Annotated in this window: 15 protein-coding genes; 8 read left to right on the top strand and 7 right to left on the bottom strand. The window is 66.3% G+C overall.

The features are described 5' to 3' along the window. The first annotated feature begins 49 nt into the window (after positions 1-49). Entirely contained in the window at positions 50-2,002 is a 1,953-nt protein-coding gene (acs, locus tag AC1D2L_RS13575) for an acetate--CoA ligase (RefSeq protein ID WP_476846397.1), read from the top strand. 299 nt (positions 2,003-2,301) lie between these two features. On the opposite strand, the gene AC1D2L_RS13570 is transcribed toward acs, so the two are convergent. Beyond that, positions 2,302-2,754 (bottom strand): Fur family transcriptional regulator, encoded by a 453-nt coding sequence (locus AC1D2L_RS13570; protein WP_476846396.1) that lies wholly within the window; start codon positions 2,752-2,754, stop codon positions 2,302-2,304. 132 nt (positions 2,755-2,886) lie between these two features. Between AC1D2L_RS13570 and AC1D2L_RS13565 the strand changes: the two genes are divergently transcribed. From AC1D2L_RS13565 to AC1D2L_RS13550, 4 genes are read left to right on the top strand one after another with little or no spacing between them, the layout of a single operon-like run. Continuing rightward, a complete protein-coding gene (locus tag AC1D2L_RS13565; RefSeq protein WP_476846395.1) occupies positions 2,887-3,804 on the top strand; it encodes a metal ABC transporter substrate-binding protein in 918 nt (305 codons plus the stop codon). 38 nt (positions 3,805-3,842) lie between these two features. Continuing rightward, entirely contained in the window at positions 3,843-4,721 is an 879-nt protein-coding gene (locus AC1D2L_RS13560; protein WP_476846583.1) for a manganese/iron ABC transporter ATP-binding protein, read from the top strand. Next, the gene (locus AC1D2L_RS13555) at positions 4,718-5,581 is read left to right on the top strand and encodes a metal ABC transporter permease (RefSeq protein WP_476846394.1); all 864 of its coding nucleotides are present in this window, start codon (positions 4,718-4,720) and stop codon (positions 5,579-5,581) included. The genes AC1D2L_RS13560 and AC1D2L_RS13555 overlap by 4 nt, the downstream gene beginning before the upstream one ends. Continuing rightward, positions 5,578-6,423 carry a metal ABC transporter permease gene (locus AC1D2L_RS13550; protein WP_476846393.1) on the top strand — a complete coding sequence of 282 codons (846 nt, stop codon included), beginning with the start codon at positions 5,578-5,580 and terminating at the stop codon, positions 6,421-6,423. Before AC1D2L_RS13555 ends, AC1D2L_RS13550 begins: the two co-directional genes overlap by 4 nt. 19 nt (positions 6,424-6,442) lie before the next feature. On the opposite strand, the gene AC1D2L_RS13545 is transcribed toward AC1D2L_RS13550, so the two are convergent. Further along, entirely contained in the window at positions 6,443-7,249 is an 807-nt protein-coding gene (locus tag AC1D2L_RS13545) for a transglutaminase-like domain-containing protein (protein ID WP_476846392.1), read from the bottom strand. A gap of 72 nt (positions 7,250-7,321) precedes the next feature. Then, on the bottom strand, positions 7,322-8,326 hold the full coding sequence (locus tag AC1D2L_RS13540) for an LLM class flavin-dependent oxidoreductase (RefSeq protein ID WP_476846391.1): 1,005 nt from the start codon (positions 8,324-8,326) through the stop codon (positions 7,322-7,324). A gap of 252 nt (positions 8,327-8,578) precedes the next feature. Here AC1D2L_RS13540 and AC1D2L_RS13535 point away from each other — a divergent pair, with 252 nt between their 5' ends. Beyond that, entirely contained in the window at positions 8,579-8,773 is a 195-nt protein-coding gene (locus AC1D2L_RS13535; RefSeq protein ID WP_476846593.1) for a hypothetical protein, read from the top strand. A 12-nt stretch (positions 8,774-8,785) separates the two neighbouring features. On the opposite strand, the gene AC1D2L_RS13530 is transcribed toward AC1D2L_RS13535, so the two are convergent. From AC1D2L_RS13530 to AC1D2L_RS13520, 3 genes are read right to left on the bottom strand one after another with little or no spacing between them, the layout of a single operon-like run. Then, positions 8,786-9,376: a HutD/Ves family protein gene (locus AC1D2L_RS13530; RefSeq protein ID WP_476846390.1), complete on the bottom strand. Its 591-nt coding sequence runs from the start codon at positions 9,374-9,376 to the stop codon at positions 8,786-8,788. Between the two features lie 9 nt (positions 9,377-9,385). After that, a complete protein-coding gene (locus AC1D2L_RS13525; RefSeq protein ID WP_476846389.1) occupies positions 9,386-10,318 on the bottom strand; it encodes a site-specific tyrosine recombinase XerD in 933 nt (310 codons plus the stop codon). Further along, positions 10,315-10,461 (bottom strand): histidine kinase, encoded by a 147-nt coding sequence (locus AC1D2L_RS13520; protein WP_476846388.1) that lies wholly within the window; start codon positions 10,459-10,461, stop codon positions 10,315-10,317. Before AC1D2L_RS13520 ends, AC1D2L_RS13525 begins: the two co-directional genes overlap by 4 nt. Before the next feature lie 184 nt (positions 10,462-10,645). On the opposite strand from AC1D2L_RS13520, the gene AC1D2L_RS13515 reads away from it, so the two are divergent. Together AC1D2L_RS13515 and aroB are read left to right on the top strand one after the other, a co-directional pair. Beyond that, on the top strand, positions 10,646-11,248 hold the full coding sequence (locus tag AC1D2L_RS13515) for a shikimate kinase (protein ID WP_476846387.1): 603 nt from the start codon (positions 10,646-10,648) through the stop codon (positions 11,246-11,248). Beyond that, positions 11,245-12,396: a 3-dehydroquinate synthase gene (gene aroB, locus AC1D2L_RS13510; protein WP_476846386.1), complete on the top strand. Its 1,152-nt coding sequence runs from the start codon at positions 11,245-11,247 to the stop codon at positions 12,394-12,396. Before AC1D2L_RS13515 ends, aroB begins: the two co-directional genes overlap by 4 nt. Here the strand turns inward: aroB and AC1D2L_RS13505 are convergent. Continuing rightward, positions 12,393-12,731 (bottom strand): DUF1330 domain-containing protein, encoded by a 339-nt coding sequence (locus tag AC1D2L_RS13505; RefSeq protein WP_476846385.1) that lies wholly within the window; start codon positions 12,729-12,731, stop codon positions 12,393-12,395. The genes aroB and AC1D2L_RS13505 overlap by 4 nt on opposite strands. Positions 12,732-12,770 lie beyond the last annotated feature (39 nt).

Raw genomic sequence — 12,770 nt, 5'->3', positions numbered from 1 at the left:
CCGACTCCAGAAATTCAGAAGACGGCCCAAGTCTGGGGAGACGCCTATAATGTCCGAGACCACCTACGATGTGCCCGCCGCATGGGCCAAGAAGGCCTATCTGAACGACGCCAAATACAAGAAGATGTATGCGGCCTCGATCAAGGACCCCGACAAGTTCTGGGCCGAGCACGGCAAGCGCATCGACTGGTTCAAGCCCTACACCAAGGTGCGCAACGCCAGCTACAAGCCCGGCAAGGTCTCGATCAAATGGTATGAAGACGGCACCACCAACGTCGCCCATAACTGCATCGACAGGCATCTCGCCACGCGCGCCAGCCAGACCGCGATCATCTGGGAGGGCGACGACCCCTCCGAATCCAAGAAGATCACCTACGGCCAGCTCTACACAGAGGTCTGCAGGTTCGCGAACGTGCTGCGCGCCAACGGCGTGAAGAAGGGCGACCGTGTCACGATCTACCTGCCGATGATACCGGAAGCGGCCTATGCGATGCTGGCCTGCGCCCGCATCGGCGCGATCCATTCCGTCGTCTTCGGCGGCTTCTCGCCGGATTCGCTGGCGAGCCGCATCGAGGATTCGGATTCCAACATCGTCATCACCGCCGATGAGGGCCTGCGCGGCGGACGCGCGGTCCCTCTGAAGAAGAACGTCGACGCCGCGCACGCCAAGGTGAAGGGCGGCATCGGCAAGGTCGTCGTCGTCAAGCGGACCGGCGGCACTGTCACCATGCAGGATGGCCGCGACGTCTGGTATCACGACGAGGCCGCCAAGGTCTCCGGCCATTGCCCGCCCGCCGAGATGAAGGCGGAGGATCCGCTCTTCCTGCTCTACACCTCGGGTTCGACCGGCAAGCCGAAGGGCGTCCTGCACACGACCGCGGGCTACCTCGTCTATACCGCGATGACCCACCAATATGTCTTCGACTACCATGACGGCGACGTCTACTGGTGCACCGCCGACGTCGGCTGGGTGACCGGCCACAGCTACATCCTCTATGGCCCCCTCGCCAATGGCGCGACCACGCTGATGTTCGAGGGTATCCCGACCTATCCGACGATCTCCCGGTTCTGGGAGGTCATCGACAAGCACAAGGTCAACACCTTCTACACTGCGCCGACCGCGATCCGCGCCCTCATGGGCGCAGGCGAGGAGCCGGTGAAGAAGACCAAGCGCAAGTCGCTGCGCCTGCTCGGATCGGTCGGCGAGCCGATCAATCCGGAAGCCTGGGAGTGGTATCACCGCGTCGTCGGCGACCATCGCTGCCCGATCGTCGACACCTGGTGGCAGACCGAGACCGGCGGCATCCTGATCACGCCGCTGCCCGGCGCGACCAAGCTCAAGCCCGGCTCGGCGACGCGCCCCTTCTTCGGCATCCGGCCCGAGATCGTCGATGCCGAGGGCAAGGTCATGGAGGGCGCCTGCGAGGGCAATCTCGTCATCGCCGAAAGTTGGCCCGGCCAGATGCGCACGGTCTATGGCGACCACAAGCGCTTTGAGGAAACCTATTTCGCGACCTACCCGAACAAGTACTTCACCGGCGACGGCTGCCGTCGCGATGCCGATGGCTACTACTGGATCACCGGCCGCGTCGACGACGTCATCAACGTCTCCGGCCACCGCATGGGCACGGCGGAAGTCGAATCGGCGCTGGTCGCGCACCCGTCGGTCTCGGAAGCCGCGGTCGTCGGCTATCCMCACGACATCAAGGGCCAGGGGATCTACGCCTATGTCACCCTGATGAACGGCGAGAAGCCGAGCGACGATCTGCGCAAGGAGCTCGTGGCCTATGTCCGCAACGAGATCGGGCCGATCGCCTCGCCGGACCTGATCCAGTGGGCGCCCGGCCTGCCAAAGACCCGGTCGGGAAAGATCATGCGCCGCATCCTGCGCAAGATCGCCGAGGACGAGTTCTCCGCGCTCGGCGACACCTCGACGCTGGCCGACCCGGCCGTCGTCGACGACCTCATCGCCAACCGCCAGAACAAGCGCAAGGCCGGCTGAGCGACCACCTCTATCTGCAACAGATCATGCCCGGGCTCGTCCCGGGCATTTTCGTATCAGGCCCTCTCAAGGCATTCCGAAGCCGCGGGCGCAGCCCGTCACTCCGGGGCTTCGGATCAGAGCACGTTCTGATCGGACCGAACCGTCATTGCGAGCGTCAGTGAAGCAATCCAGGGGCGGCAGTGCGCTACGCCATTCTGGATTGCTTCGTCGCTGCGCTCCTCGCAATGACGGTCGTGCCGTTGGCCCGCCACGGATTGATGCGGCGTTGAGCCAGGGTGAGCATGAGGACGAGCCGCTCAGCCCTTCTGCGACTTCGGCTGCTTCTCAGGCATCTTGCGCCCGTACAGCTCGAGCCGGTGGCGCACGAGTTCATAGCCGAGTTCGGCAGCGATCCGGCGCTGCAGCTCCTCGATCGCGTCCGAGGCGAACTCGATCACCTGCCCGCTCTCGATATCGATGAGATGGTCGTGATGTTCCTGGTCGGCATGCTCGTAGCGCGACACGCCATCCTCGAACGCGTGGCGCTCGATCGCACCCTGCGATTCCAGCAGCTTCATGGTCCGGTAGACCGTCGAGAGCGACAGCGTCGGGTCATGCGCAAAGGCCCGGGTGAAGATGCCCTTGGCGTCGGGATGGTCGTCGGCCTCGGCCAGCACACGCAGGATGAGCCGGCGCTGCTGCGTCATCCGCAGGCCGGCATTCCTGATCTGGCCCTCGAAGATGGCCACGCGCTGCTCGATTCCGCTCATGCCTCGACATACCAATTTTGAGACGCATTTGCAAAATCGACTCTTATCGCAAATCGTTCGCAACTGCATTGACAGATGCAAGTGCTTTGCAATAGCGTAAAGTTGGCGGAACGTAAGCCGACTGGAGACACCATGCATTTGCGTCGTATTCTCATGGGCTTGGGGCTGATTGCGGCAATCGCCGCATCCGTTGTGAGAGCAGGGCCGGCCTTGGCGCAAACCGCATCCGGCAAGCCCTTGCGCGTCGTCACCACCTTCACGGTGATCCAGGACATCGCCCAAAATGTCGCGGGCAAGGCCGCGGTGGTCGAATCGATCACCAAGCCGGGCGCCGAGATTCACGACTACCAGCCGACGCCGCTCGACGTGGTCAAGGCGCAGTCCGCCGACCTCGTGCTCTGGAACGGGATGAACCTCGAGCGCTGGTTCGAGCGCTTCTTCGAGAACGTCAAGAACGTGAAGAGCGCTGTGGTGACCGACGGCATCGCGCCGATGGGCATCAAGGAAGGCCCCTATGAGGGCAAGCCCAACCCCCATGCCTGGATGTCGACCCAGAACGCGCTGATCTATGTCGAGAACATCCGCAAGGCGCTGAGCGAGGCCGACCCCGCCAACTCGCAAACCTATGCAGAGAACGCAAAAACCTATTCAGAGGCCTTGAAGGCGACGGACGCGCCCCTGCGCGCGCGCCTTGACAAGGTGCCGGAGGACAAGCGCTGGCTCGTCACCAGCGAGGGCGCCTTCAGCTATCTCGCCCGCGACTATGGCTGGCGCGAAGCCTATCTCTGGCCGATCAACGCCGACGAGCAGGGCACGCCGCAGCAGGTGCGCAGGCTGATCGACCTGATGCGCAAGAACAAGATCCCGGCCGTGTTCAGCGAGAGCACGATATCCGACAAGCCGGCGAAGCAGGTCGCGCGCGAGACCGGCGCGGCCTATGGCGGCGTGCTCTATGTCGACTCGCTCTCGACGGCAGACGGGCCTGTCCCGACCTTCCTGAAGCTGCTCGAAGTCACCGTCGACACCGTCGCAAAGGGGTTCGGACAGTGAACATCCACGCCGGGCGACTGCCGACCGACGCAAGCGTCATGCCCTCGATCTCGGTCGAGGGCGTGACCGTCCGCTACAGCAATGGCGTCACTGCCGTGAACGACGCCTCGTTCGCGCTTGGGCCCGGCACGATCTGCGCGCTCGTGGGCATCAACGGCTCCGGCAAGTCGACGCTGTTCAAGACGCTGATGGGCTTTTTGAAGCCCGCGCGCGGCACCGTCTCCATCGCCGGCATGGCGGTGCGCAAGGCGCTCAAGCGCGGGCTCGTCTCCTATGTCCCGCAGGCCGAGGAGGTCGACTGGAGCTTCCCGGTCCTCGTCGACGATGTCGTGATGATGGGCCGCTACGGCCATATGGGCTTTCTGCGGATCGCCGGAGCGGCAGACCGCGAGGCGGTCGACCAGGCGCTCGCCCGCGTCAACATGCTCGAATTCCGCCGCCGCCAGATTGGCGAATTGTCGGGCGGGCAGCGGAAGCGCGTCTTTCTCGCCCGCGCTTTGGCGCAGGGCGGCCGTGTCATCCTGCTCGACGAGCCCTTCACGGGCGTCGACGTCAAGACCGAGGACCAGATTGTCGCTTTAATGCGCGAGCTGCGCGACGAGGGCCGGCTGATGCTGGTCTCGACCCATAATCTCGGCTCGATCCCCGATTTCTGCGACCAGGTCGTGATCATCAACAAGACCGTGCTGGCCGCCGGCCCGACCGAGACGACCTTCACCCATGACAATCTGCAGCGCGCCTTCGGCGGCGCGCTCAGGCATTTCCGGCTGGAAGGCGCCGCACTTCACGACGATGCCGACGTCCGCCGCGTCACGGTGATCACCGACGACGAGCGCCCCCTCGTGCTCTATGGCGAGCGCGACCACGAAAAACCCGCGGGCGAAAAATCCTCCGGCAATGGCGAGGGCACGCCATGATGGAACTGCTGCTCGAACCTTTCGGGTACCAGTACATGGTCCGCGCGATCTGGGTCTCGGCGCTGGTCGGAGGCGTCTGCGCCTTCCTGTCCTGCTTCCTGATGCTCAAGGGCTGGTCGCTGATGGGCGACGCGCTCTCGCATGCGATCGTGCCCGGCGTCGCGCTCGCCTATCTGCTGAAGGTGCCCTACGCTGCCGGTGCCTTCTTTTCCGGCCTGCTTGCCGCGCTCGCCATGGCGCTGGTCAGGGTGCGCACGCAATTGCGCGAGGATGCCGTCATCGGCATCGTCTTTACCACCTTCTTCGCGGTGGGACTGCTGATCGTCTCGATCAATCCGACCTCGGTCAACGTCCAGTCGATCGTGCTCGGCAACATCCTGGGCATCTCCGACGAGGACGTCATCCAGGTCGCGATCATCGCCAGCGTCTCGCTCGCGATCCTGGTCGCGCGCTGGAAGGACCTGATGCTGGTCTTCTTCGACGAGAACCAGGCGCGCGCGGTCGGCCTCTCGCCGACGCGGCTCAAGATCCTGTTCTTCGTGTTGCTCAGCGCCTGCGCGGTCGCGGCGCTCCAGACGGTCGGCGCCATCCTCGTCATCGCCATGGTGATCACGCCCGGCGCCACCGCCTATCTGCTGGCCGATCGCTTCGGCTGGCTGATCGTCATCGCCGTCGCCATGGGCGTCGTCACCAGCGCGGCCGGCGCCTATGTCAGCTATTTCCTCGACGGCTCGACCGGCGGGCTGATCGTCGTGCTGCAAACGCTGCTGTTCCTGGCAGCCTTCGTCTTCGCCCCAAAGCACGGCCGTCTGGCAGCCGCGCGGGCCGCGCGCGCCGTCGCCTCGGAGCCCTCGGCATGACGCTGATCGAAACCTGGCTCCTTGCCCCGCTCGCGCATGAATTCATGCAGCGCGGCCTGATCATCGCCGTGCTGGTCGGCATCGTCTGCGCCGTACTGTCCTGTTTCCTCGTGCTCAAGGGCTGGTCGCTGATGGGCGATGCGGTCTCGCACGCCGTGCTGCCCGGCATCGTCATCGCGCAGATCGCCGGCCTGCCGCTGGCGTTGGGCGCCTTCGTGGCGGGCCTCGGCTGCTCGCTGGGCATCGGCTACCTCAAGGAGAACAGCCGGGTGAAGGAGGACACCGTGATGGGCATCGTCTTCTCCGGCATGTTCGCGCTCGGGCTGGTGATGTTCGTCAAGGTCGATAGCGACCAGCACCTGCTGCACATCCTGTTCGGCAACATGCTCGGCGTGCGCTGGGCCGACATCGGCGAGACTGCGTTGATTGCCGTGCCCACCATCGCGATCATGCTGGCCAAGCGCCGCGATTTTCTGCTCGTCGCCTTCGACCCCGCACATGCCCGCGCCATCGGACTGAACGTGCGGATCCTGCATTTCGGGCTGCTCGTGCTGCTGGCGCTGACAATCGTCGCAGCACTCAAGGCGGTCGGCATCATCCTGGTGGTGGCGATGCTGGTCGCGCCCGGCGCCGTCGGCTACCTTGTCACCCGCCGCTTCGATGCCATGCTGGCAGTCGCGGTCGGCGTTGCCACGGTGTCGAGCATCATCGGCACCATCCTGAGCTTCCACCTCGACGCCTCGACCGGCCCCTGCATCGTCGTGGTGCAGGCGGCGTTCTTCATGGTCGCTCTGGCGGTCAATCAGATCCGGGCGGCGCGCCGGGCTGGCCTTGCCGCCTGACGGCCGCCCCTGTCAGCCCTCAGGCCGCCTGCTGGCCTGCCTCGTCGGATGCCCGCCTGACCGTGACGGTCTGGCTCAGGCACTGGCAATTATAGTCGCTGGTGAGGAAGGCGATGTCCGCGGCGTCGCGCCCGCTGGCGATCCGCACCATGCCCTCTATCGGCGCCAGCCGAGTCGGATCGACCAGCCACCAGCGCCCGTCGAGATAGACATCAAAGACGGCATGGAAATCCGGCGGGTCGAGATCGAGCGCATAGGCGCTGACCGCGCGCGCCGGAATATTGAGCGCCCGCGTCAGGGCTATGCCCAGATGCGAGAAGTCGCGGCAGACGCCGGCCCTGTCGATGAAGGTCTGCTCGGCCGTCGTCATGGCGTGGCTGACGCCGTGGACATAATCGAGATGGGTGTGCAGCCAGTCCAGCACCGCCAGCACTTTCGCGCCGCCGCCCTGAACCCGCCGGAACTCGCGCTGGGCAAAGCGCATGAACTCGTCCGACGGGCTGAAGCGGCTCGGCAGCAGATAGGCTAGGACCTCCTGCGGCAGCTGTGACCAGTCATGCTGGCGGGCGTTCGCAGCAAGCGGCGCGCGCGCGCCATTGTCGACGACGGCGCGATAGCTGATCTCGACCTGGCCCGAGAGCACGGCCCGGAACCGGCGCTCGCCGGTCGCGGCGTCGGCGTCCCGGATCAGCGCGGAATCCGGGAAGATCACCAGTTCCTCGGACAGAATGACCTGATCGGGCGATCGCGCCGCCTCGATCGCAGCGATGACCTGCGTGGCGGCGCCAAAGCCATAGGAAAGCGTCGCCTCGATCGTGAGCTTCATGAAGTCTCCGGGACTGCGTGTGAGAATTCGACCGCCGAACGCCGTCCCGGAGCGAAAAGTTCCGGTGCGAGATCAGGCAGCCGAGCGTGACTTGCCGAGCTCCGCCGCAACCCCGGCCAGGATCGCGTAGGAGCGCTTGCGCGCCGCGTGATCATAGATCGGCGCGGTGACCATGATCTCATCGGCGGATGTCTCCGCGATGAAGGCGCCAAGCTCGCGCCGGATCGTTTCGGGCGAGCCGATGAAGGCATAGCGCAACATGCGCGAGACATACGCCTTTTCGGCGGGCGACCAGTAGCTTTCGATATCCAGCGGTGGCTGCAGCTTGCCGCGCGCGCCACGCACCATGCCGACGAAGCGCTGATACAGGGACGACGCCAGGTACTGCGCCTCCTCGTCGGTATCGGCCGCGATCACGTTGATGCCCGGCATGGCATAGGGCATCTCGAGCTGCTCGGAGGGCTTGAAGCGGTCGCGATAGATCGCCAGCGCCCGCAACAACTCGTCGGGCGCGAAATGCGAGGCGAAGGAATAGGGCAGGCCGAGTTCGGCCGCGAGCTGCGCCCCGAAGGTGCTGGAGCCCAGAATCCAGAGCGGTACGTTCTGTCCGGCGCCCGGCACGGCCTGGATCGCCTGGTTGGGACCGGCCGGCGCGAAGAAGGCCTGCACCTCCAGCACGTCCTGCGGGAACTGGTCCGAGGCCATCGGGCTGCGCCGCATGGCCCGCATGGTCATCTGGTCGGTGCCGGGCGCTCGGCCCAGCCCAAGGTCGATACGCCCGGGGAACAGCGCGTCCAGCGTTCCGAACTGTTCTGCGATGATCAGCGGGGCGTGGTTGGGGAGCATGATGCCGCCGGCACCGACGCGGATGGTCTTGGTCGCCGCCGCGAGGTGGCCGATGACGACCGAGGTCGCGGCGCTGGCGATGCCCGTCATGTTGTGGTGCTCGGCCACCCAGTAGCGGGTGAAACCCAACGACTCTGCATGGCGAGCGAGATCGGCGGATTTGCGCAGGGCGTCGCCGGGCTGCTCACCCTCGATGACGGGGACGAGGTCTAGAACTGAGTAAGCGACCATGAAGGCCCCCGCTTTGGCCCCGCGTTCCGGCTGCCGGCTTGCAATGCCGGCTTGCCAGGACCAGAGGGCAGATCATGTCAGGGCACTCAGGTGGGGTGCCCCGCCGCGCAATCCAAGCGCTGCACGCTATCGCACGGGCATGGCGCATCTGCGCGCGCGTTCTGGCCGGCATTGCCGCCGGAACGCAAGCGCGGCCTCGCGCGTTCTCCCCGCATCACCACGACGTTGAACACCATCGAAGGGGATCGAGTCATGGCTACCTCCACGACGCAAAATCCGGCCAAGGAAAGCCTTCGCAAGGAACAGGCCGATCAGCGCCGCGCCGCCCGGGAAGGCGGCGAGGATGCCGAGCTGAACCGCGCGCTGAAGGACACCTTTCCGGCCAGCGACCCCGTAGCCGCGCAGAGTGCGACGAAATCAGTCGCCAAGAAGCGCGCGCCGCACTGACCGGACGCAAAGCTACCTGCGGCGGACGGATGCCAGGACCGCCAGCCCCGAACTGATTCTCAGCGAAAGGGCAGCGGTCGCGTCGATCCGAAGCGCATCGCCGGCCTCGATAGCGAATGCAGCTTCGCCGCAGGCGCCTGAAACGGCGTCGCGGGGTGCGTAGAGGATATGCGCGCCCTCGCTGAGCGGCAGCGATATGCCGGCCCCGGGCACGACGAGGTCGATCTCGCAGGTAACCCGGTCGGCCATCAGGTTGATCACCTCGACGGCTCCGTTCTCAAGCCGGCTGACAAGCGGGAGGCCGCCATCATAGCGCACCGGCCGCAAGGGCCGGCGCAGATCGATCTCGCCGTGATCGGCCACAAGGACCAGCCCGGATCCCTCGATGACGAGCTGCATGCGCTCATAACCCGTGAGGTCCGAGAACGGCGCCGGCACCGTGATCGCCGTGCGGCCGAAGCGCCAGATCATGCCGGCCCAGCTGCCCACCTCTGAACCCTGCCGGTAGTCGCCGGCGATATCGATCGTCATGCCGCCGCCATTCTTCCAGGGCGTGCGGTCGAAGTCGGCCTGCGGCAGGCTGGTCAGCGTCGGGGGCGCCATTTGATGCTCTCAGTCCTCGCTGTCGCCGAGCGGATGCAGGTCGCGGACCATGCTTTTCAGCCGCTCATCGAGCACATGGGTGTAGATCTGGGTGGTGGCTATGTCTGCATGGCCGAGCAATTCCTGAACGACGCGCAGATCGGCGCCATTCTGCAGGAGGTGGCTCGCGAAGGCATGGCGCAGCACATGCGGGCTCAGGGCCGCTGGCGCAAGCCCCGCCGCCGCACCGAGGCTCTTCAGGTCTCGGCCAAAGGCCTGCCGGGTCAGGTGGCCGCTTTCGCCATCCGAGGGAAACAGCCAGCGCGAACCGTCCCCGCCAGCCTCGCGCAGCGCCTCGAGATAGTCCAGCGCCGCACGCCGGGCGGCATCATTGAGTGGCACAAGGCGATCCTTGTCGCCCTTGCCGCGCACCACGAGAAAGCGTTCGCGGGTCGTCGCCGCCGATAGCGGCAGCGCGATCAATTCCGACACCCGCAGCCCCGTTGCGTACAGCATCTCGATCAGGCAGCGCATCCGCAGCGCCTTCAGCCGGGCCGCTGGCGACAGCCCCTCGCGTTCAATCGCGAGCCGTGCAGTCTCGATCAGGCGGTCGACATCGCCCACCGACACGACCTTCGGCAGCGGGCGGCCCTGGCGCGGCCCCTCGATCGCGGCCGACGGGTCGGTGGGTGACAAGCCCTCGGTATAGAGAAAGCGATGGAACTGCCGCAGCGCCGAGAGCCTGCGTGCAGCCGAGGAGGCCTTCAGCCCGCGCGCCGCGAGATCGCCGAGCCAGCCGCGGATATCGTCCGCGGTCACATCGGTCGGCGATCTCCCCCCGAGATATTCGAGGTAGTCGTCGATATCGCGCTCATAGGCCTCGAGCGTATTGCGGGCGGCGCCGCGCTCGGCCGCCATCATGTCGAGATAGGCCTTCAGCCAGGCGCGTCCCTGCCGGCTCATCGCGGTTGCAGCTTGGCCGGCGGCACGATTTCGATCATCTCGCGCGGCTGCGGCTCGACGAAGGTCACCAGCGCGACCATGCCGCCGAAGATGATCCCGGCGAGGATGGCGAGAAAGGCGATGAACCTGAACAGTGTCGGCACGACCGGGCGACCTTGTAAGCTTCGCACCCGCGGAATCGGGCCTGTATGGTTATTCCCGAAGCCGGCCCGCGGACGCAAGGGCCGCCTCGCGACGCGCGTCCCGGCGGGTTGCAACCGCGATCTGGCGGGAGGGCATGACGGAGCGCGATCGGTCGTGCTAAACGGGCCCTGAGGACATGCCAGAATGACGACCGCCGACACGATTGATAGCCGCGACCGCGCGGAGTTGCGCGCCGCGCTCGGCCAGCGCGCCGTCGTGCTCGTCGGCATGATGGGCTCCGGCAAGAGTTCCGTGGGCAAGCGGCTGGCGACACGGCTCGGGATGCCTTTCATCGATGCCGATACCGAGATCGAGACGGCCGCCGGCATGACGATCCCCGAGATCTTCGCCCAGCGCGGCGAGGCCGAATTCCGCGACGGCGAGCGCCGCGTCATCAGCCGCGTGCTGAGCACGCGCGCCCCCCTCGTCCTGGCAACGGGTGGCGGGGCCTTCATGAATGCCGAGACGCGGGAAAGGATCGCTGAACTCGGCATCTCGCTCTGGCTCAAGGCCGATGCCGACGTGCTGATGCGCCGCGTCCGCAAGCGCTCGAACCGCCCCTTGCTGCAGACCGCAGACCCCGAGGCGACACTGCGGCGCATGCTGGCCGAGCGCGAGCCGACCTATGCCCTGGCCAATCTCACTCTGGTCTCGCGCGACGAACCCCATGATGTCGTCGTCGAGGGCGCAATCGCCGCGCTCGACGGCTATTTGCGTGCCGAAACCGGCAGCGAGGCCAAGCCATGACCATGCCTGCGAAGACCCAACCGACCCGTGTGGTCGTTCCCGTCGCGCTGGAAGGCCGCGGCTACGACATCCATATTGGCCGCCACCAGCTCTGCGAGGCCGCAGCGCTTATCGGCAAGCTCGCGCCGGGGGCCAAGGTCGCCATCGTCACGGATGAAAGCGTCGGCGCCCTGCATGCACCGGCTCTCGAATCCTGCCTGAGCCAGGAAGGCATCGCCGCCACCCGGATCACGATCCCGCCTGGCGAGGCCTCGAAATCCTACGGCCAGTTCGTCGCGCTCTGCGACGCCTTGCTCGAGGCCAAGATCGAGCGCAACGACCTCGTCGTCGCCCTCGGCGGCGGGGTTGTCGGCGATCTCGCCGGCTTTGCCGCCTCGGTGCTCCGGCGCGGCGTGCGCCTCGTGCAGATCCCAACCAGCCTGCTCTCGCAGGTCGACAGCTCGGTCGGCGGCAAGACCGGGATCAACTCCTCGCATGGCAAGAACCTGATCGGCGCCTTTCACCAGCCGGCGCTGGTCATCGCCGACACCGCCCTGCTCGACACGCTGAGCGAGCGCGAGTTCAAGGCCGGTTACGCCGAGGTGGTGAAATACGGGCTGATCGACGATCCCGCCTTCTTCGACTGGTGCGAAGCGAACTGGAGCCGCGTCATCGCCGGCGGCCCCGAGCGCGACCATGCCGTCGCCATTGCCTGTCGCGCCAAGGCCGCCGTCGTCGCCCGCGACGAGCGCGAGGAAGGCGACCGCGCCTTGCTCAATCTCGGACATACCTTCGCCCATGCGCTGGAGCGGCTGACGAAGTACGATTCAAGCCGCCTGGTCCATGGCGAGGCCGTCGCGATCGGACTGGCGCTGGCGTTCCGCTTCTCGCAGCGGCTGGGCCTGTGTCCCGGTCAGGACGCCGTGCGTGTCGCCCGGCATCTCGATGCGGTCGGCCTGCCGAGCCGTCTCCAGCAGGTACCCGGCGGCGCCGGCAGCGCCGACGAGATCGTGACCGCCATGGCGCAGGACAAGAAGGTCAAGCGCGGCGTGCTGACCTTCATTCTGGCCCGCGGCATCGGCAAGAGCTTCATCGCGCCGGGCGTCGCGGCAGACGAGGTCAGGGCCTTCATCGAGAGCGAGCTCGCGACGAACGGCATGGCGCACTAGGCCGCCGCGTTCAGCTTCGCCAGCACATCGGTCGCCCGGTAGCCATCGGGCACGCCCTCGACCAGCATTGCGACGCTGCGCGAATGCCGCGTCCGCAGGGCGAGGATGGCCTGATAGCCCGGCGAGGCATACCAGGCGCGGGCGCGTTCCATGTCGGGAAAGGCGATAACGACGAGGTCGCCCGGCCACGGCCCCTCGACGATTTCCGGGCTCGCGCCATGGATCGCGAAGCGGCCCTGATACGGCGCAAGCGTCGCATCGATCGCCTTGATATAGGCAACGATCTCGGGCCCGAGATCGACCTCCTGGAGATGGGCGATGGCGTAGGCGGTCATGATGTCCTCCGGGATTCGCCGCCGGATGGCCGGCGTTCC

It is taken from the genome of Allobosea sp. P1_B10 (assembly GCF_056406735.1).
This window is presented reverse-complemented; position numbering and strand designations above follow the sequence as displayed.